The 18,827-nt window shown below is 70.2% G+C and carries 13 protein-coding genes and 1 pseudogene; 4 read left to right on the top strand and 10 right to left on the bottom strand.

Features of this window, described 5'->3' with window-relative positions; all coding sequences use genetic code 11:
* Positions 1 to 3 precede the first annotated feature (3 nt).
* Positions 4 to 2,253 (bottom strand): telomere-associated protein Tap, encoded by a 2,250-nt coding sequence (gene tap, locus OG747_RS51395; RefSeq protein WP_331743344.1) that lies wholly within the window; start codon positions 2,251 to 2,253, stop codon positions 4 to 6.
* 616 nt (positions 2,254 to 2,869) lie between these two features.
* On the opposite strand from tap, the gene OG747_RS51400 reads away from it, so the two are divergent.
* The 3 genes from OG747_RS51400 (at position 2,870) to OG747_RS51410 (ending at position 4,403) form a co-directional block, all read left to right on the top strand.
* Entirely contained in the window at positions 2,870 to 3,073 is a 204-nt protein-coding gene (locus tag OG747_RS51400; RefSeq protein ID WP_331743342.1) for a hypothetical protein, read from the top strand.
* 198 nt (positions 3,074 to 3,271) lie between these two features.
* Complete coding sequence (locus OG747_RS51405; RefSeq protein ID WP_331765201.1) at positions 3,272 to 3,940, top strand: DUF1707 domain-containing protein; 669 nt, start codon at positions 3,272 to 3,274, stop codon at positions 3,938 to 3,940.
* A gap of 262 nt (positions 3,941 to 4,202) precedes the next feature.
* Positions 4,203 to 4,403, top strand: coding sequence for a hypothetical protein (locus OG747_RS51410; RefSeq protein ID WP_331743338.1), 201 nt, complete (start codon positions 4,203 to 4,205; stop codon positions 4,401 to 4,403).
* A 121-nt stretch (positions 4,404 to 4,524) separates the two neighbouring features.
* On the opposite strand, the gene OG747_RS51415 is transcribed toward OG747_RS51410, so the two are convergent.
* Both OG747_RS51415 and OG747_RS51420 read right to left on the bottom strand, forming a co-directional pair.
* The gene (locus OG747_RS51415; protein WP_405886173.1) at positions 4,525 to 5,646 is read right to left on the bottom strand and encodes an IS630 family transposase; all 1,122 of its coding nucleotides are present in this window, start codon (positions 5,644 to 5,646) and stop codon (positions 4,525 to 4,527) included.
* A gap of 116 nt (positions 5,647 to 5,762) precedes the next feature.
* Complete coding sequence (locus tag OG747_RS51420) at positions 5,763 to 5,921, bottom strand: hypothetical protein (protein WP_331745099.1); 159 nt, start codon at positions 5,919 to 5,921, stop codon at positions 5,763 to 5,765.
* A gap of 1 nt (position 5,922) precedes the next feature.
* Here OG747_RS51420 and OG747_RS51425 point away from each other — a divergent pair.
* Positions 5,923 to 6,021: pseudogene (locus tag OG747_RS51425) on the top strand (aldo/keto reductase); the annotation flags it as partial.
* Positions 6,022 to 6,024: 3 nt separating this feature from the next.
* On the opposite strand, the gene OG747_RS51430 reads toward OG747_RS51425, so the two are convergent.
* The 7 genes from OG747_RS51430 to OG747_RS51460 form a co-directional block, all read right to left on the bottom strand.
* Positions 6,025 to 6,948, bottom strand: coding sequence for a hypothetical protein (locus OG747_RS51430; protein WP_331765202.1), 924 nt, complete (start codon positions 6,946 to 6,948; stop codon positions 6,025 to 6,027).
* 347 nt (positions 6,949 to 7,295) lie between these two features.
* Positions 7,296 to 7,973: a GNAT family N-acetyltransferase gene (locus OG747_RS51435; protein WP_331765203.1), complete on the bottom strand. Its 678-nt coding sequence runs from the start codon at positions 7,971 to 7,973 to the stop codon at positions 7,296 to 7,298.
* A 525-nt stretch (positions 7,974 to 8,498) separates the two neighbouring features.
* Positions 8,499 to 14,471 carry an amino acid adenylation domain-containing protein gene (locus OG747_RS51440; protein ID WP_331765204.1) on the bottom strand — a complete coding sequence of 1,991 codons (5,973 nt, stop codon included), beginning with the start codon at positions 14,469 to 14,471 and terminating at the stop codon, positions 8,499 to 8,501.
* Positions 14,468 to 15,805, bottom strand: a complete 1,338-nt coding sequence (glyA, locus tag OG747_RS51445) for a serine hydroxymethyltransferase (RefSeq protein WP_405886554.1) — start codon at positions 15,803 to 15,805, stop codon at positions 14,468 to 14,470. Before glyA ends, OG747_RS51440 begins: the two co-directional genes overlap by 4 nt.
* A gap of 229 nt (positions 15,806 to 16,034) precedes the next feature.
* Positions 16,035 to 16,826 (bottom strand): ABC transporter permease, encoded by a 792-nt coding sequence (locus tag OG747_RS51450; protein WP_331743327.1) that lies wholly within the window; start codon positions 16,824 to 16,826, stop codon positions 16,035 to 16,037.
* Complete coding sequence (locus OG747_RS51455) at positions 16,823 to 17,833, bottom strand: ATP-binding cassette domain-containing protein (RefSeq protein WP_331743325.1); 1,011 nt, start codon at positions 17,831 to 17,833, stop codon at positions 16,823 to 16,825. The genes OG747_RS51450 and OG747_RS51455 overlap by 4 nt, the downstream gene beginning before the upstream one ends.
* 189 nt (positions 17,834 to 18,022) lie before the next feature.
* The gene (locus OG747_RS51460; protein WP_331765206.1) at positions 18,023 to 18,676 is read right to left on the bottom strand and encodes an FMN-binding negative transcriptional regulator; all 654 of its coding nucleotides are present in this window, start codon (positions 18,674 to 18,676) and stop codon (positions 18,023 to 18,025) included.
* Positions 18,677 to 18,827: the final 151 nt, after the last annotated feature.

The following is an 18,827-nucleotide window of genomic DNA, read 5'->3' on the forward strand; positions in this document are numbered from 1 at the left end:
CGGTCACTCTCCTTCGTCCATGACGGCGTCGCCGCCCTTGATGTGGCGGGCGGGGTTGTAGCCCTGCTCCATCAGGTCGACCGCCCACGCCATCTCCTGGACGCCCTCGACCTTGCACAGGCCGGGGGTGGCGCCCAGGCGGAATGTGCCGGGCACCGGCCTGCCGTCCCCGGCATGCGGCAGGAAGTCCAGCGGGGAGGGGTCTTTGCCGGCGTAGACGACGCAGTCGGACAGTACCGCGAGCGGGTACAGGCCGGTCAGGGTCGCGAGTTTGGCCATCTTGCGGTGCATGTTGACGCGGGCCTTGGCGATGACCGCCGCCCGGATGTACGGGTTCCAGGTCGGTCGCTCCAGTGCGGCCCAGCGCTCGCCGTCGGTGTAGTGGCGGCCCTGCGGGCGTTCGCGCAGCTTGCCGATGCCGCCCTTGACCGTCGACTTGACCGCGGAGAGGACCATCGCGCCCTGCCGGTGCCTGCGGACGGCCGCCCGCAGGTCCTGGTCGCTCCGGTCTGCCGGATGCGTCAGGTCGGCGCGGCCTGCCGGGAGTTCACGCAGGGTGGTGCGCAGTGCTTCGAGGTCGGCCTCGTCCGCGGCGGCGTACGTCTTGTGCAGGGCCATCGCGGTGAGGAACGCGGTTTCGTCGGCTTCCTTGTCGACGGGGACGCCCATGTCGGCGGTCGTCGTGACGAACGCGTCCTTCAGCCGGTCGTGCCAGGGGTCCAGGTACGCGCCGGTCTCACGGCGCAGATACGCCTCGGCCGGCCGCACTTCGTGGCCGAGCTCCACCGCGTACGCGACCGTCGGCGTCGCGTACCAGGCCGGTCCCTCGGGGGGCTGCCCGGAGGGTGTGAACGGGTTCGGCAGGCGTGGGTCCAGCTCGATGTGCGAGAGGTCCACCAGCCAGCTTCCGGGGATCTTCTTGTCGAACTCGGGAGCCGTGACGTGGACCGGCTCCGACAGACCGACGGTCAGCCGGGCGGCGGCCGCGAGGAACGCCGTGTTGATGTCGAGACCCACCGCCCATGGCAGCAGGCACTCCTCGTCGGACAGAAGGTTCGGGTCGCGCACCCACTGGTAGGCCTCTTCGTCCAGGAACCCGCCGGTCCAGCCCTGGGCGACGGGGTGCTCCGGCGGGGCCTCCGGCGGCGCCGGGTCGATGGGCCGGGTGAGCGCGCCCGGGTTCGGCCCGGACACCCACTCCCCCGTCACCTCGTCCTTGACCGCGCGGGTCGGCGGCCGTGTCGCGGTCATGAGCTCCAGCCCGCAGACGGCGGTGGAGCCGCGCGGTGTGATGACCCGGGACGCGTACACGCCCAGTACCCGGGCGAGATCGGCGGGGTGCAGGTCCGCGGCGTCGCCCCAGGCGCGGGTGTCGAGGGCGTCCCAGGGCAGGATCGCCAGTTGCACGCACTGCCGTTGCGAGCCCTGGGCGGGGCGGTAGATGCGGGCCCATGGGCCGAAGCCGCGCTGGGTGAGCTTCCACTTCGCGCGGGTGATCCCTTTGATGACCGGGTGGTCCTCCGGCAGTCGCAGGTTCCGGCGGGCCTCCGGGCCTTCCAGACGCTCCGGCAGCCCCAGCCGTACGGCGGCCGCCGCGGTCAGCACGATCAGCGGATCGGAGTCCTTGCCGTTGCGGTGCAGCCGCGGGGCGCCGATCCCGGACTCCTTCAGTACCCAGTCGACCAGTTGCGGGATCGTGGTCGCCGCACACTCCAGCAGCACCCCGCCCAGGCAGTACGCCGTACCGTCCCCGTCCAGTACGGCGAGAGGCCCGTTGGGAAAGCGGGGGTCGAGGGCAGGCGCTGCCGCCTTCGGCCTGGCCTGGCGAAGCGACGTCGTTGTCCTGCGTGCCGCTTCCCGGGGCGCGGCATGCGGGCCCGCGACGGTCGCGCCGGGCGTGTCGGCCGTGCCGGGCGTGCGTTGCGCGGCGGCCGGGGCCGCCGTGAACGTCCCCGGCGGCGCAGGCGCCGTAACATCGGGCCGGGCCGTCTCGTTCTCGTCCAGGGCGGGGTACTTCTCCGCCCAGCCCTCCAGCAGCCGCTGATACGCCTGGAGTCGCGGCGGGCGCGGCTCCGACCGGCCGTTCTCCCAGTTCTTCACCGTCTGTGTCGTCGACTTCAGCGCCTGGGCCAGGCGGGTCTGGGTGATTCCGGCGGCTTCCCGCAGCCGGGCTCGCTCAGCGGGCGGCGGCAGTTGTGGCTCGCCATCCAGCAGCGCATCCACCGCCGCGAACAGCTCTTCTTCGGTCGGCATGCCTTACCTCCACCCCGGACACTATCACGCTTTACCCTTGGGTTTATTCTCGGATTTAACCTTCCTCTCCCAGTCCCCGCGATGCTGGGGGTCCTGCGCGCGGGCACCCGGTACGTGCCTGATCTCTCGCAGCGAAGGTTGAGCGTTGTCATCGAAGGTTGGCGACCGCCAGGTTTTCTCACCGAAGGTTGAGTGATCGTTTAGGGCTGGCTGTCTCGGCGAGACCACCGACCACTACATCCAGCGACTCGCCCGCGCCAACCACCTCCGGCCCAGCGAACTCCTGCAACACCTCACACCGCCGCCCCACAAAACCGGCCGCAGGCCCCAGCTGAGCCGCCTCGCCGCCCTCAGCGGACGCTCGACAGACGTCCTGGCAAGCACTCTCGCGGACGCCGGCCCAGCCGCCGAGCCGACTCCGTCCGACCTCCGCCTTCAGCACCGCCCGGCGCTGAACGACAACGGCCACAACATCACATCGCTGATCAAGCACAACGCGCGCAGGAACAACAACAGCCTGAAGCAGATCGCCGACACGTGGAAGATCCCGCTCTGGCTCCTCCGAAGGGTCCTCGGCCCGCGCTTCCCCGACCCGAAGCCCCCACTGCGAGCCTCGATGTCGGAGGACACCTACCGCACGGTCTGGGAGCACTACACCCAGGGCGCGACACCCACGCAGACCCGGCACAACCTCCTCGACGAGCACGTCGACTGGATCCCGCTGACCACCGTCACGAAGCTCTTCCTCCGCTTCTCCGAAGAGAACGCCACGGCCGAACTCGCCAATCGCGAGCGACCCGAGCCCCCCACCCGCTCATGATGTCAACTGGCCCACGGGGTGCGGTTGTTGTCGCGACAGGGCCTCGGCATGATGGATGCCGCATGCCGTCAATCGGCACTACCCACGGCCTCTCCGTGATGGGCCCAGCAGGGATCCGTATCGCGATATAGCGTTAGTCTTCCACTCGCGCCGCCGCCTGTGTCGCGCGGAGACCTTCGACAGGACCGGGACGGAAGTATGTCGGGAGAGATTTCACCCACCGGGAAGCACTCTGGCCCCGGCTCGTCGCCCGAGCTGCGAGCCTCTCATGCGGACCGGGACCGGGCGGTGGATGTGCTGCGAATCGCGGCGGGGGACGGCCTGCTGACCGCAGACGAGCTGGACGAGCGCCTGGAAACTGCCCTGTCGGCGCGGACGCTGAGCGAACTGGCCGTGCTCACCGCCGACCTGCCGGCCGTGTCGACCACCGCTGACGGTACTGCGGCAGAGGTCGCAGAGGTCAAGGACGTCATCCGGATCGAGCAGGTGTTCAGCGGCGCGGTCGAGCGGACGGGCCGCTGGGTGCTGCCGCGGCGGCTGGAGCTCGCGGTGACCTGGTGCAACGTGACGCTCGACCTCACCGAGGCTGTGATCACGCAGGACACCCTGCGGATCGACGTGGCCATGGCGGGGAAAAGCCTGACGCTGGTCACGAGGCCGGGCGTCGAGGTCGATGTCGACGGCCTGACCCTGGTCCACTGCAAGCTCAGACACCGCCGCATGCGAACGCCCCCGGACACACCGACCACGCTGCGAGTCGAGCTGGTCGGCCAGAAGGCTCACGGCAAGGTAGTGGTGCGGCCCCCGCGTCGGACGTTCAGGCAGTGGCTGCTGCGCAGGCCCGCGTCCCTTTCCGCAGGCGCCTGACTCCATCACCCACGAAAGCGAGTGACCCAAGCCACTCAAACTTCGCTGAGAAACGCTCAACCTTCACTGCGACAGATCACGTGCCGATCGACGCGGCCTTCCCGCTCGCACGGCAGCGGATACCGGAGCTCGTCGAAGCACTGGTCGACCAGGCGGAGTTCACGGAACCGTACGCGTTCTTCGGGCACAGCATGGGAGCCCCCCCTCGCCTACGAGACGGCACTGGTCCTGCGCGAGCAGGGCCGGGCCGCGGCAGCTGTTCATGTCCGTCAACGCGCCGCCGCATCTGCACCGCCCGGGTCTGTCCCTGTCCGAGCTGACGGAACCGGACTTCGCGGCCCGCGTCGAGAAGCGGTACGGGCCGCTGCCACCCGGCCTGGCCGACGACCCCGGACTGCGCGAACGGTATCGAGGACGGGACGCCAGGCAGTTCCCGGTCGGCGGGGGCAGCGGGGGTGAGTGACCCCGCAGTTCGGCCGTGACAGGCGAAAGGGGGGCCGTGGCGACAACCGTGGCCACGGGCCGATGACGTTGACGCGCGGCCGACGGGATGACAGCCCGAGTTCCGCAGTTGCGGTGGCGTTCTAGTGTCCTGCGCCAGAGATCCGTCGGCAGAAGCGGGCAAGGGAGTCGAGGATCTCTTCGGCGGTCTTGGTCCAGATGAACGGCTTGGGGTCTTCGTTCCAGTCCTTGACCCAGGCGCGGATGTCGGCTTCGAGGGCCTGGATGTTCTTGTGTGCGCCGCGGCGGATCATTTGGTGGGCGAGGTAGCCGAACCACCGCTCGACCTGGTTGATCCAGGAAGAGCCGGTCGGGGTGAAGTGCAGCTCGAACCGTGGGTGTTTGGCCAGCCAGGCCTTGATCGCAGGGGTTTTGTGGGTGCCGTAGTTGTCGACGATCAGGTGGATCTGCAGGTGAGCGGGGACCTCTTTGTCGATCCTGATCAGGAACTTCTTGAACTCCACGGCCCGGTGCCGGCGGTGCAGGGCCGTGATGACTTCACCCGTGGCGACGTCGAAGGCGGCGAACAAGGTGGTCAGGCCGTTGCGCACGTAGTCGTGGGTGCGCCGCTCGGGCATGCCCGGCATTATCGGCAGCACGGGCTGGGACCGGTCCAGGGCCTGGATCTGCGACTTCTCGTCCACCGAGAGCACCACCGCACCCTCGGGCGGGTTGAAGTACAGGCCCACGACGTCGTAGACCTTCTCCACGAACAACGGGTCGGTCGAAAGCTTGAAGGTGTCCGCCAGATGCGGCTTGAGCTGGAACTGCCGCCAGATCCGGCCGACCGTGGACTTCGACAGACCACTGTGTTGCGCCATCGATTTCCGGGACCAGTGAGTGGCGTTCTTCGGCAGTTGTTCCAGCGTGGTGACCACCACCGCTTCCACCTGATCGACGCTGATGGTGGGCGGTCGGCCCGGCCGGGGCTCGTCGACCAGTCCGTCCAGCCGCTCGGCAAGGAAGCGCCTCCGCCACTTGCGGACCGTGTCCGCGGTCACCCGCAACTCTCGGGCGACCGTGACAATCGGCGGTACTTCCGGCCCCGCACACGCCAGCACGATCCGCGCCCGCAGAGCCAGGGACTGGGCCGATGTCGCCCGACGCGTCCACCGCTCCAACTCCGCCCGCTCGTCATCAGACAGCAGCAACGGCTCCAGTTTCGGGCCCCGACGAGGAACTGACGCACCAGCAGCAGAAGTCACACACAACTAACGATCAACTACTGGCGCAGGACACTAGTACACGAATACGTGTATTGACCTGCAGATATGTGTGATCGCACGCCGGGTCGGCGTGTGTCTGGGGGCGGAGGTGCTGGTCAGCGGGCTGTGCTGGGTTCCAGGGTGATGACGCGCTGGGGTTCGGCGATGCCGAGCTTCGCGAGGATGGCGCGCTGGGTGGGGCTGGTCTCGGTGCACTGGCGGAAGGTCCCGGCGGGGCCGGCGAAGGTGCGACGTGGAGGAGCTGGAGTTCCCAACCGCGAGGGCCGTGCCAAGGCGATCGGCGTCGCCAACTTCTACCCCGACCGGCTGATCGACCTGATCGTCAACAACGACATCGTGCCCGCGGTCAACCAGAGCTCAGAGTCTGTGGTCGATCTCCTTTTCCCGCATCAGTTTCTCCAGCTCTGTGTCCGACAGCGGGTGCAGAGTGTCCAGGAGATGGCGTAGCCCGGGTTCGTCGAGGGTCTGGCTGGCGACCTCGACCTCCGCGTTCCGGTGACGGCGGGTGAGGGTGACGGCGCGGCCGCCGCTGGAGAAGTCGCGGACCATGCACATCTCGCCGTGCGCGTCTACCGTGCAGGTCACGCCCTTCTCCACGAGCTCGGGGCATCGGGGTGTCGGCGTGAGCGGCGAACGCACCGTGAGGTCCGCGTACGCCAACTCGTCGTGTCGGACGGGGCGGTATTCGACGCTGAAGTAGGCGGGGCCGGCCTCGGCATGGGACACCTGCATGCCGGGCGGCGCAGCGCCCAGGTACAGCAGCTCCGGATGCTCCCGGTACCGCGCGACCTCCGCCTCGTGCCGGCGCTGCTGCGACTGCGCCGGGCCGACGAAGCCCCCATAGGCCACCCCGGCCGCCAGCGTGGCCACCGCCCCCAGCCGCACCCACCGGCTCGGCACGAAGAACGCCGCGGCCACGGCGTACGGCACCCCCGTCAACGCGATCCGGGTACCGGCGCTCCCCAGGTCGACGTCCCCACCGTAGGCGGCCAGACCTGCCAAGACGCCGAGCGTGCCGAGGACGAAGACCAGTACCGCCCAGCCGAGTCGCTGCGGCACGGAGCCGCACAGCCGCACCACGGTCCGCGCCGGTATGCCCGCCGTGGCCAACAGGCCCACCGTCAGCGGCACACCCAACGCGAAAACCGGCGCCGCCGCACCGGCCCCTCCACCCCAGGCCGTCACCAGCAGCCCGAAGCCGAGCGTCGGCATCGCGGCCGCCATCGTCGCCCAGACCAGGAAGAGATGCAGGGCCGTCAGCGCCCGTCTGTCACTCGTCATACCGCGGATCCTGTCAGCCGGCGTCCTGGCGCACATGAGTTCTCGTACTCAGCACAGAACCCCGCCGCCCGGGTCGGGCGGCGGGGTTCCACAGGCGTAGGACGGCTATCGCAGCCAGGCCATGAGTGCATATGCGACGAGTGTGATCGCGACCTGGGTGGTGGACCTTTTTACCGACCACAGGAGCTCGGATACCGGCTCTGAACTGCGACGATTCATAGACTACATGTCCGTGACGGCGGCTCAGCTCGTTTGCTGTCACTCGTCTGGATGATGGCGCTCGACGACCCGGCCACCGAGGTCGATGGCCGGGTCGTGGAGGTGGTTGGTTAGCTCACGAGGGCCGATCAGTGAAGCCCATCGGGCAGTTCGTCGGTCTTGTCCGTCAGGCCGAGCAGAGGCAGACAGGCGCTGAGTCCGTCGATTGAGACGCTTGCTTGCTGGTGTTCCTCCCACTGCGCGCGGGAGAGCCGCAGTCGGCGCATGACGGTGACCTGGCCGCGCACGGTCAGGCGCTCGATGCCGTCTGGCTCGTAGCCAAGCTTGCTGGACACCCGGAACGATGACGGGTTGTCCGCGAAGGCGCCGGAGGTTGCCTCGGCTGCTTCCAGCCCAGCGAACGCCAGGTGAAGGATGGCTGCGCGCATTTCGGTGCCGATTCCACGTCCTTGGTGTCGAAGGCCGATCCAGGAGCCGGTGTCGACCTCACGCAGGGTCGCGTAGTTGCGGGCGGCGATCGTCTGCTGACCGACGATCTGGCCGTGCTCGAAGACCGCGAGATTCAGCGCCCAGTTGTCCGGGGTCCAGTTGCCAAGCCGGAGCCAGTAGTGCTGAACCACCGAGCGTGCTCGTTCCCGGGGAGGCAGATCTGTCCAGGGGACGGAGAAGGGCATGCGGTCTGGATCGTGGACGCCTTCCGCTGCAAGGTCGGCCAGCTCGGAGAGTTCCTCACCCGAGGGCAGACGGAGTTCCAGGCGAGGCGTGGTCAGTCGCAGTCCGAGCAGAGGCCAGTGGTCGATGAGCATGAGTCATTCTGCGGGGCTGACCGGACTCCGCTCACCTTGTTTTCGCCGCAGGGGACGCTGACCGAGTGAGGCTGATCCCTTGGAGTGGACACCCTGACAATGGATCTTGAGGTCCAGGAAGGGGTGTTCAGGTGGGACGCCAGTCTCCGCATCCGGAGGAGTTCCGGAGGGATGCCGTCGCGCTGTACCGCGCGGCCGGTGGCACGCGCACTTACGCGGCCGTGGCCGCCGAACTCGGGACCACCGGGACACAGACGCGCCTGGAACTCCTCCGCCGGCTCTCGTACTACAACCGGCGCCGACAAACGCCTGGCGGGAGCAGCCCTTCGACATCCCGTCTGGCCAACCATCCATCGATGAAATGGCCAACTACGACTCGTCACGACGCGATGACCTGGGCTTCTCTGCCCGCCTCTGGCCGTCTACCGCGCGAAGTCACACGGACGTGGAGCGGCCCCGGGCGACGCGCGGGGGGATCGCGCGTCGCCCGGGGCCGCTGCCTCGGTCGGCGGGGGCAGCCGACCTTTAGGGAGCCTCCCGCAGGAGGGGGCGCAGGGATTCGGCGGTGGCCGCGAGGACCTCCTGGACCTGGACCAGCTGCTCCTCGGTGAGGGAACGGTTCTGGCCGGCGTCCCGGACCTCCTCACCGAAGCGCTCGAGCATCCGCTTCAGCAACCGCTGCGACTCTTTGGCGTTCTTGCCCTCGGGCTTGCTCCCGAGCGAGCCCGAGCCCGAGCTCCGCTGCAAGCTGGTCTGGATCCGCTGGTCGATGTCCGCGGCCACCTTGGCCTGGAGGCCGTCGCCGCTCCACTGCTCGAGGGCCGAAGCGGTGAGCTCCGCCGTGAGTTGCTCCTTCATTTCCTTGGCCTGCTTGCGCATGAGGGGTACCTGCTCCTTCATCTCGGTGCGGATCCGGCGGGCCACCTCGGCGGGCCCGTCGGGGTTGCTGGTGGCCGTGCGCCTGAGCCCCTTGCCCAGGCTGGGGCGGCTCTTGGTGGCCGCGGGCTTGAAGTGCCCGGACAGTTCCGCGATGGTCGGGTGCTCGAACAGCAGACGAATCGATGTGTCGATTCCGAGCGTGCGGCGTATCCGGCCGATGATGCGGGTGGCCTTGAGGGAGTTGCAGCCCAGGGCGAAGAGGTTGTCGTCGATACCGACCTCGTCGACGCCAAGGACCTCCGCGACCAGCTTGCGGACCGCCTCCTCCTGCTCGGTGCGTCCCCTGCGGGGGCCGACGACGGCGGCGGCGTCGGCGAGGGCCCCGGGCTCGGGAAGCGCGTCCTGGTCGACGCTTCCGTCCGTCGCCAGTGGCAGCTCCTCCAGCATCACCACGGTGGCGGGCACCAGGTGGTCCGGCAGATGCCGCGCGGCGAACTCGCGGAGCTCCTTCGCCGGTATGCCGCCGGTGGCGCGCAACGGGGCGACGTACCCGACGAGTTGCGCGTCGCCGTCGCCCCCGCGGATGGCCGCCGCCGCCTGGGACACACCCGGGTGTGCGGCCAGGACGGCCGCGACGTCGCCCGTCGCGACGCGGCGTCCGCGCAGCCGCGGCTGCGGACCGGCGTACTCGAGCGTGCCGTCCGCGCCCCAGCGGACCAGGTCCCCGGTGCGGTACATCCGGGCGCCGAAGGGGCCGTACGGGTCGGCCACGAAGCGCTGTGCGGTCAGCCGGCCCTGTCCGTGGTAGCCGCGCGCCACCTCCCCGGCGACGTACAACTCGCCCGTGACGCCCGTCGGTACGGGCCGCAGCGCGCGGTCCAGCACGTAGACGCGCATGGCGCCGAGCGGCGAGCCGAGCGGCCGGCGCGGCGTCGCGGCATCCGTCTCCCGCGCGGTGCACGCGGTGGCGGTGAACGCGGTGGCGCGGACCGTCTCGGCCGGGCCGTAGGTGCCGACCACCCGCACGCCCGGTATCACCTCGCGCAGTCGCCGTACGAACGAGCCGGGCAGCGTGTCCCCGGTGAGGACCACCGTGCCCGCGTAGATCACGGCCGGGGACCGGTTGAGCACGGCGGCGAAGAACGGGGCGACCGTGCTGATGACGTCTCCCGTCCAGCCCCACTCCGTGCCGAAGGAGTCGATGTCGGTGGGCACCTTGGTGTCGGCACCGCAGCACAGTGCGCTGAGGACCTCGAAGACCATCGCCTCGTCGTGCGGCGACGCCGCGAGCAGCCGTGTCCCACAGGCCAGCTCCGCCTCCGCCGCGAAGCACAGCGCGGCGTGGGCCAGCGCGCGGTGGGTGACCACCACGTCGCCGCCGGGGGAGGCGACCGGGCGGCGCAGCCATGCCGGGTGGTGCGGGTCCAGGGGCGCGCCTCGGTCCTCGTCGGTGGGGTCGAGGTTGTCCGCCGGTCCCGCGGGCTGCGCGCCGAGCGCGTCGACGTCCGCCCGTGTGACGACCTCGGCCGCCTGCGCGGGGCCGGCCCCGTCGGGGCCGGCCAGGGTGAACGCGGCGCCGGATTTCAGCACCGCGAGCAGCGCGACCGCCAGCTGGACCGAGCGCGGCAGGGCGAGGCCCACCACGGACTCGGGGCCGACGCCGCGCCGGATCAGCCGGTGCGCGAGGCGGTTGGCCCAGGTGTTGAGCTCCCGGTAGGTCAGCGAGCTCCCGTCCGCGCTCACCGCGACCGCGTCCGGCGCCGCGGCGGCCTGCCGTTCGACCAGCGCGGACACGGCCGACGCGGACACGGCCGGCGCGGGCAGGGCCGTGCGCCGACCGCCGGCGCTCCGCTCGCGCTCGCGCTCGACGAGCACGTCGACCGCGCCCACGCGCCGGGCGGGATCCGCCGTCAGCCGGCGCAGCACCGCGTGCAGCCGGGCGGCGATGACCTCCACCGCGTCCTTGGTGAAGACGTTCCGGTGGTACTGCAGGGTCAGACGTACGTCGCCTTCGGTCTGGACGATCAGAGCCAGCGGGTAGTTGGCGGCGCCCTCGGCGCTCGTTCCCGTGACCTCGATGCCCGCGGCGGCGGTGGCCTCCGCGATGCCGACGCGGTCCACGGGGTACGACTGGAACGCCACCAGTGTGTCGAACAGCGCGTCCACACCCAGGTCCTGGTGGATCTCGGCGAGCCCGTAGTGGTGGTGGTCCAGGAGCTCGGACTGCCGGTCCTGCAAGCGGGTCAGCAGCTCGGTGAGGGTGTCACCGGGTGCGAGGCGGACCCGTACCGGGAGGGTGTTGATGAACAGCCCCACCATGGACTCCACGCCCGGCAGGGCCGCCGGACGGCCGGAGACCGTCGCGCCGAACACCACGTCCTGGCGCCCGGTGAGCGCGCCGAGCAGCACCGCCCAGGCGCCCTGCACCAGGGTGTTGACCGTGACGCCCAGCTCCGAGGCGCGCCGGAACAGGCGGCTCGACTCCTCCTCGGACAGGCTGACGCGGGACTCGGCGGCGCCGGAGGTGCCGCCACGCGGCGCGCGCGCCGGGGCGAGCAGCGTCGGTTCGCCGACACCGGCGAGCTCCTCCTTCCACACCCGCGCGCTCTCGGCCCGGTCCTGCCGGGACAGCCAGGACAGGAAGTCGCGGAAGTCGCGGACGGCCGGCAGCCGGGAGGCGTCCCCGCCCGAGGCGTACAGGTGCAGCAGGTCCCGCATCAGGATCGGCTCGGACCAGCCGTCGACCAGCACGTGGTGGGTGGTCAGGACCAGCTCGTACTGGTCCGGGCCGAATCGCACCAGGGTCAGGCGCAGCAGCGGCGGACGGGTGCGGTCGAAGTGCGTGGCGTAGTCCTCGGCGAGGAACCGTTTGAAGGCCTTGTCGCGTTCGGCGCAGGAGACCTCGCTCAGGTCGAGCTCCTGCCAGGGGAGTTCGACGCCGTCGACGACGAGTTGCACCAGGTTGTCGTCGGCGTCCGGCACGAAGGCCACGCGCAGGTTGGCGTACCGGTCGAGCAGTGCCTGCCCGGCCGCCCGCATCCGGGCGGCGTCGACCTCGCCGGCCAGGTGGAACACGGTCTGCATCTGGTACGCGTCGTACCCGCTGTCGCTGAGCGTCGATTCGAAGAGGATGCCGGACTGCAGTGAGGTCAGCGGCCACACGTCCGAGAGCGTCGGGTAGCGCTCGGCGAACGCCTGGAAGCGGGCGGAGCCGGCACTTGTCAGGGGAGCTGAGGCGGCGGCGATCGCGGTGGGGGCCGTGCTCGTCGCGGCCGGTGCGAGCGCGGCGACGGTACGGCACTGCAGGATCTGGCGCGGGCTGACCTCCAGGCCGCGGGCGCGGGCCCGGGTGACGACCTGGATCGCCTTGATGCTGTCGCCGCCGGCGGCCAGGAAGTCGTCGTCGACGCCGACCCGCCGTACGCCGAGGACCTCGGCGAAGGCGGCGGCCAGGATCTCCTCCTCCGGCGAGGACGGTGCCCGGTGGGCGGCGGTGGCGAACTCCGGCTCGGGCAGGTTCAGGCGGTCCAGCTTGCCGTTCGGCGTGAGCGGCAGTTTGTGCAGGACCGTGACCGCGGCGGGCACCATGTACGCGGGCAGCTTGTCCGCCGCGAGCGCCAGCAGTACGCCGGTGTCGACGGTGGCCCCGCTGTCGGCGTCCTCGGGCACCACATAGGCGACGAGCCGGTGGGAGCGGGCGAGGACCACGCACTGCCGTACGTCCGGGTGGGAGCGCAGTACGGACTCGATCTCGCCGAGTTCCACCCGCAGCCCGTGGATCTTGACCTGGAAGTCCTTGCGGCCGATCAGCTCGATCAGGCCGTCGGGGCGAAACCGGGCGGCGTCACCGGTGCGGTACAGACGTTCGCCCTCCACCACACCCGGGTGACCCCAGTCGATGAACCGCTCGGCGGTCTGCTCCGGCCGGTCCAGATAGCCGCGGGCCAGACCCACGCCCGCCAGGTACAGCTCGCCGGGCACGCCCGGCGGCACAGGCTGCAGGGCGTCGTCGAGGATGTACGTCCGCTGGTTCGCCATGGGGCGGCCGTAGGGGATGCTCGTCCACTCCGGGTCGGTCTTCTCCACCTCGTAGATCGTCGAGTGGATGGAGGACTCGGTGGCCCCGCCCATCACGACGAACCGCAGCCCGGGCGCGATGACATGCACCCGGTCGGGCAGGGTGACCGGGACCCAGTCGCCGCCGAGCAGCGCCAGGCGCAGCCGCGGCAGCGGCTCCGCTCCGGTCTGCTCCAGGTGGTCGGTGAGCAGGTTCAGCAGCGCCGGGGCCGAGTTCCAGACGGTGACGCCTTCGGCGACGAGCAGCTCGGCCCAGTGCGCGGGGTCCTTCGTGTGCCCGGCGTCGGGCACGATCACGGTGCCGCCGGCGATGGTCAGGCCCAGGAACTCGTACACCGACATGTCGAAGCTGGGCGAGGACAGCGCGAGCACCGAGTCCCCGGGGCCCACGTCGTAGCGGGTGTTGAGGTCCGCGATGTTGTTCAGGACGCCGCGGTGGCGCAGCGCGATCGGCTTGGGCGCACCCGTCGACCCCGAGGTGTGGATGATGTAGCACAGGTGATCGGGGTCGGCGATGTGGCCCAGATTGTGTCCGGGCAGTCTGGACAAAACCTCGGCGTCCCGGTCGAGCAGCACCAGCGGCAGGTCCCGCTCGGTGTGCGCGGGCAGGTTCGAGCGCAGTTCCGTGCGGCTGATCATCACGGCGCAGGAGGTGCCGCCCACCATGGTCGCGATCCGCTGCGCCGGGTAGTCCGGGTCGAGCGGCACATAGGCGCCGCCGGCCTTGAGCACGGCGAGCTCCGCGATCAGGAGCTGGGGCGAGCGGTCCAGGCACAGGCCGACCCGCACGTCCGGGCCCACGCCCAGGGAGCGCAGATGGCGGGCGAGGCGGTTGGCCTCCGCATTGACCTGACGGTACGTCAGACGATGGGTGCCGTGGACGACGGCGACCGCCTCGGGCGCGGCGTCCGCGCGGGCCTCGAAGGCCTCGTGCAGGCAGCCCTGGTCGGGCAGGTCGGTCTCGGTCCGGTTCCACTCGACGAGGGTGCGGTGCAGTTCCTCGTCGGTGAGGAGCCGCAGCCGGCTCACGGTGTGCTCGGGGTGGCGCAGTCCGTCGAAGAGGAGCGTGCGGTAGTGGTCGAGCAGCCGGAGCACCGTGGAGCGCTCGAACAGCTCGGTGTCGTAGTGGAGTTCCGCCTTCTTGTCGCGTACGACCAGGTGGAGCTCGAAGGGGGCGCCGTCCTCGGGCGGCGTAGCGCCGGCCGTGAAGCCGGCGGGGCAGGTTCCGGTCGCGTCCGCGGTGGTGCTGTGCGCGGCCAGGTCCCGCAGCGTCGACTCGCCGGTGACCTGGAAGCGGATCTCGCCGTCCGGGGCGGCGAGGGCGATACGGTCCTGGCCGGTGTAGCGGTGGAGCACCGCCGCGAACGCGGCGGCCAGGACGCGCTCCCGTACAGACCTGGATTCCAGGTCGGTGCTCTCCACGGCCGAGCACCGGGGGGCCGCCCCCGGGCGGCGCGGCTGGTCCGCCGGTACGAGCACGGGAGGCCAGGGCTGGGCGCCCGAGTGGTGACGGGTGTCTGAGGCGGGCCGGCGGTCGGTCATGTTCCGACTCCGATCAGGGAAACCGGGACATGGGCGGTGGTGTCGATGGGCAGGGGATGGCAGGAGCACAGCCACCGGACTTCCTCACGGACGATGGTGACCAGAGCCGGGTCGATCCGGTACTCGGTGTCCGACCGCGCGGTGGTGCCGGCGAGGACGGTGTGCAGCAGTTGCGCGCACTCGCGCATCTGCTCGGGGCCCATCCCGCGCTGCGCGAGGATGTTGGTGCCCAGGCGCAGACCGCTGGTGACCAGCGGCGGCTTGGTGTCACCGGGGATGCGGTTGCGGTTGGCGAGGATGCCGCACTCCTCTAGGGCGCGCTCGGCGACCACACCGCTCAGACCGGCGCTGGTGACGTCGATCAGGACCATGTGGTTGTCGGTGCCGCCGGTCAGGACCTGGTAGCCGAGGGTGGACAGCTCACGGGCCAGGGCCCGGGCGTTGTGCACGATCAGCCGTGCCGTCTCCAGGAAGGCGGGCTCGGCGGCCACGGCGAAGGCGCGGGCCTTGGCGGCGATGGACGCCGGGCTGGGCGTGCCCTGCGACTGCGGGAAGACCGCGCGCTGCATCAGCCGGTGCAGTGGAGTGCGGCCGTCGGGGCCGGGCGTCTTGTACTCCCGCCCGCTGAGGATCAACCCGCCGCGGGGGCCGCCCAGTTGCTTGTACGTACTGGTGGTGGTGAGGTGCGCGACGTCCACCGGGTTCGGGTGGCGGCCGGCGGCCACCAGGCCCGCGATGTGGGAGATGTCCGCGAGCAGGTACGCCCCGACGGTGTCGGCGATGGCCCTGAACCGGGCGAAGTCGATCGTACGGGGGTAGGCGCTGGCTCCGGCGATCAGCACGCGGGGCCGGTGCTCCAGGACCAGGTCCGTCAGCCGCGCGAAGTCGATGCGGCCGCTCTCGTCCAGGCCGTAGGAGACGGAGTTGTAGTGGCGTCCGCTCACCGACGCGCGCGAGCCGTGCGTGAGGTGGCCGCCCGCGTCGAGGTCGAGGCCGAGCAGCGTGTCACCCGGGCGCATCAGCGCCGAGAGGACCGCGAGGTTGGCGGAGGAGCAGGAGTGCGGCTGCACGTTGGCGTACCGCGCGCCGAACAGGTGCTTGGCCCGCTCCACCGCCAGGGTCTCGACCGCGTCGAACTGCTGGGCCCCTGGGTGGTACCGGGCTCCTGGATAGCCCTCGGCGGTCACGTTCGACAGGGCCGATCCGCCGGCGGCGAGGACGGACGGGTCCGCGATGCTCGCCGACGCGACCATCGCGAGCGTGGAGTTCTGCTGGGCGACCTCGGTGTCGAGCAGTGCGGCGAGCTCGGGGTCGGTGTGATGCAGGGTAACCATGCCGGCCCGGAGCAGCTCCGCCTGCTCGCCCGACCGGGAACGGCTGCCCTGCCGCGTCGTTCGCACCTGGGCAGCAACTGACTGACGTGTCATCACCTTTACCTCATCTCGCGTCACTGCGCCTCGAAGGACTGAGCTGCACGTTTTTTCAGGACTGGTGGTGCGGTGGTGCGGTGGTGCGGTGTGTCGGTGGTGCGGCGGTGCGTGCGGTGCTGGATGTCTTGGGGGGTCAGTTGGTGCGGTCCTTGTTGAAGTGCTTCATGGACCAGGTGAAGCCGAGGACGGTGATGCCGGCGCACCAGGCGAGGGCGATGTAGGCGCTGTTGCCGATCTCGGTGCCGAGGAGGAGGCCGCGGAGGGTTTCGATCAGGGGGGTGAAGGGCTGGTACTCGGCGAAGTAGCGCAGGCCGGTGGGCATGGTGTCGGTGGGGACGATGCCGGAGCCGACGAAGGGGAGCAGGATGAGGGGGAAGGGGGCGTTGGAGGCGGCGTCGAGGGTCTTGGCGGCCATGCCGAAGGCGACACCGAGCCAGGTCAGGGCGAAGGCGGCGGCGGTCAGCAGGCCCAGGACGCCGAGCCATTCGACGGCGTTGGCGTTGGGGTGGAAGCCCATGAGCCAGGCGACGAAGAAGACCACGGCCATGGAGGCCAGGGTCTGCAGGACGGCGGAGGTGACCCTGCCGATGAGGATGGACGGCCGGAAGATCGCCATGGTCTTGAACCGGGCGATGATGCCCTCGGTCATGTCGATGTTGGTGGCCGCCGCGGTGCTGAGGGAGCCGGTCGCGGCGGTCATGAGGATCAGGCCGGGAAGGACGTAGTTGACGTAGTCGCGGTTGCCGCTCGGCAGGGAGGCCACGCCCGCGCCCAGCACATTGCCGAAGACGTAGACGAACAGCAGCAGGAACAGCACCGGGATGCCGATGACGGCGATGAGGGTGGTGGGGTAGCGCAGCACGTTCTTGATGTTGCGGCGCACCATGGTGGCGGAGTCGGCGATCGCGTAGCTGACGGTGCTCATGCCAGGACCTTCTCGGTGTCGGCGGGGGCGGGGACGGCGCTGCCGGCGGGAGCGGTGGTGTCGCTCTGGCCGGTCAGGGCGAGGAAGACGTCGTCGAGGTCGGGGGTCTTCAGGGACAGCTCGTGGACGGTGGTGGCATCCAGGCGGCCCAGGACGTGCTGGACGAAGGCGGCGGAGCCGTCACCGGACACGCGCAGGGTGAGGGTGTCGTCGTCGCGGGTGACAGGCGTGTCGGACAGGACCTGGGCGGCCTGTTCGAGCGTGGCGGGCGTGGTGAACTGCAGGTCGACGCTGCCGCCGGGGATCTGCCGCTTGAGCTGCTCGGGCGTCCCCTGGGCGACGAGGCGGCCGCCGTTGAGGACCGCGACCCGGTCGGCGAGCTGGTCGGCCTCTTCCAGGTACTGGGTGGTCAGGAAGATGGTGACCCCGTCGGCGACCAGATCGCGGATCAGGTCCCACATCGCCCGGCGCACCCGCGGGTCCAGTCCGGTGGTGGGCTCGTCCAGGAAGATCACACGCGGGGCGCCGACCAGGGTCATGGCCAGATCCAGGCGGCGCTTCATGCCGCCGGAGTAGGTGATCACCGGCTTCCTGGCGGCCTCGACCAGGTCGAACTGCTCGATCAGCCGGGAGCAGCGCTCCTTGGCGACCTTGCGGTCCAGGTGCCACAGCCGGGCCATCAGCTGAAGGTTCTCCTCCCCGTTGTGGAACATGTCCACCGCGGAGAACTGGCCCGTGACGCCGATGCTCGCGCGCACCCCGTCCGGGTCCGACGCCACATCGTGTCCGACGACGCTGGCCTGCCCGGCGTCCGCGGGGGTGAGCGTGGACAGGATCTTCACCGTGGTCGTCTTGCCGGCTCCGTTCGGACCCAGCAGCGAGAACACCGACCCCTCCGGGATGTGCAGATCCACCCCGTCGAGCACCTGGTGCTCCCCGTACGCCTTGCGCAGCCCCACGGCTGAGATCGCCACGCCGTCTGGGGTCCTGGCTGAAAAGGCCGACATGGAATTCCTCCTAGAAAAAGGGTGACGTGGTATCGGGCCGAACTACGGAAAGGGAATCCGCTGCGGCCGGTCGGCGGGGCGGCGTCCCCTTTTCAGAAATCCACCGGTGCGCCCTGCGAAGGGAAACAGAAAGGATTCTGGCCGCGACTTTGGACGTCTCGCGGATCCCCAGGTCCAGATAGACGGGCATCATGGCAACTGCTCCATCAGTGCGGCGGTGGCCCGATGGCGGCTGCACGCGCGCTGACTGAACGACTGCTGTACGCGGTCCCGGATCTGGGGCGCCTGCTCCTGGCTGAGTTTGAACATGCCGTCGGCGCCGGAGACGGTGAACCGGAACGCGCCCACGGCCGGCAGGATCTTGCGGAAGTAGCCGAGGGACTCGGACATGTCCCAGCCGGTTCCGAACCGGCTCTCGAAGGCCCGGACGGTGGACTTCACCACCTGCAGTGCCTCCTCGGCCGACGTGGCCTCGTCGATCCTCTCGATCGTGCCGCGCACATGCACCGAGGTGAAGTTCCAGGTGGGAGCCGCCGGGGTCACCCCGTACACCGTCGGTGACACGTAGGCGTGCGGTCCGGTGAAGGCCAGCAGCGCGGTGGCCCCCGTCTCCAGCGCGGCCCAGTGCGGATTCGCCCTGTTCATGTGCCCGAGCAGGGTGGTGCCCGACAGGTCGGCGGACCATTCGCCGGTCGTCCGCGGGTCCGGGATCACGGGCAGGTGGGTGGCGAACGGACCCTCGGCGTCCGTGCCGTTGCTCACCAGGAGTGCCAGCGGGTTGCCGCGGATCAGGTCGGCCATCCAGGAACCGTCCGGTTCCCGGTACGGCGGGGGAACGTACATCTGGTACCGCCCCTTCGGCTTCGGCGTGGACTGTGTCTTGCTTCACTGCCGAGGAAACTAGCCGTGCCTCTTTTCGATTCGTTATCGGTCCGACTTCGCCGGCCGAGCGCCCGCGGGAGAGAGCCCTCGTCGGCCGAAAAGAGTTCGATAA

Source organism: Streptomyces sp. NBC_01384 (genome assembly GCF_045040035.1).
Classification (GTDB): domain Bacteria; phylum Actinomycetota; class Actinomycetes; order Streptomycetales; family Streptomycetaceae; genus Streptomyces.

Coding starts and splice junctions, on each gene's coding strand:
- tap (WP_331743344.1), bottom strand. CDS start 2,253: ATGCCGACCGAAGAAGAGCTGTTCGCGGCGGTGGATGCGCTGCTGGAT.
- OG747_RS51400 (WP_331743342.1), top strand. CDS start 2,870: ATGTCGGAGGACACCTACCGCACGGTCTGGGAGCACTACACCCAGGGC.
- OG747_RS51405 (WP_331765201.1), top strand. CDS start 3,272: ATGTCGGGAGAGATTTCACCCACCGGGAAGCACTCTGGCCCCGGCTCG.
- OG747_RS51410 (WP_331743338.1), top strand. CDS start 4,203: ATGTCCGTCAACGCGCCGCCGCATCTGCACCGCCCGGGTCTGTCCCTG.
- OG747_RS51430 (WP_331765202.1), bottom strand. CDS start 6,948: ATGACGAGTGACAGACGGGCGCTGACGGCCCTGCATCTCTTCCTGGTC.
- OG747_RS51435 (WP_331765203.1), bottom strand. CDS start 7,973: ATGCTCATCGACCACTGGCCTCTGCTCGGACTGCGACTGACCACGCCT.
- OG747_RS51440 (WP_331765204.1), bottom strand. CDS start 14,471: ATGACCGACCGCCGGCCCGCCTCAGACACCCGTCACCACTCGGGCGCC.
- glyA (WP_405886554.1), bottom strand. CDS start 15,805: ATGGTTACCCTGCATCACACCGACCCCGAGCTCGCCGCACTGCTCGAC.
- OG747_RS51450 (WP_331743327.1), bottom strand. CDS start 16,826: ATGAGCACCGTCAGCTACGCGATCGCCGACTCCGCCACCATGGTGCGC.
- OG747_RS51455 (WP_331743325.1), bottom strand. CDS start 17,833: ATGTCGGCCTTTTCAGCCAGGACCCCAGACGGCGTGGCGATCTCAGCC.
- OG747_RS51460 (WP_331765206.1), bottom strand. CDS start 18,676: ATGTACGTTCCCCCGCCGTACCGGGAACCGGACGGTTCCTGGATGGCC.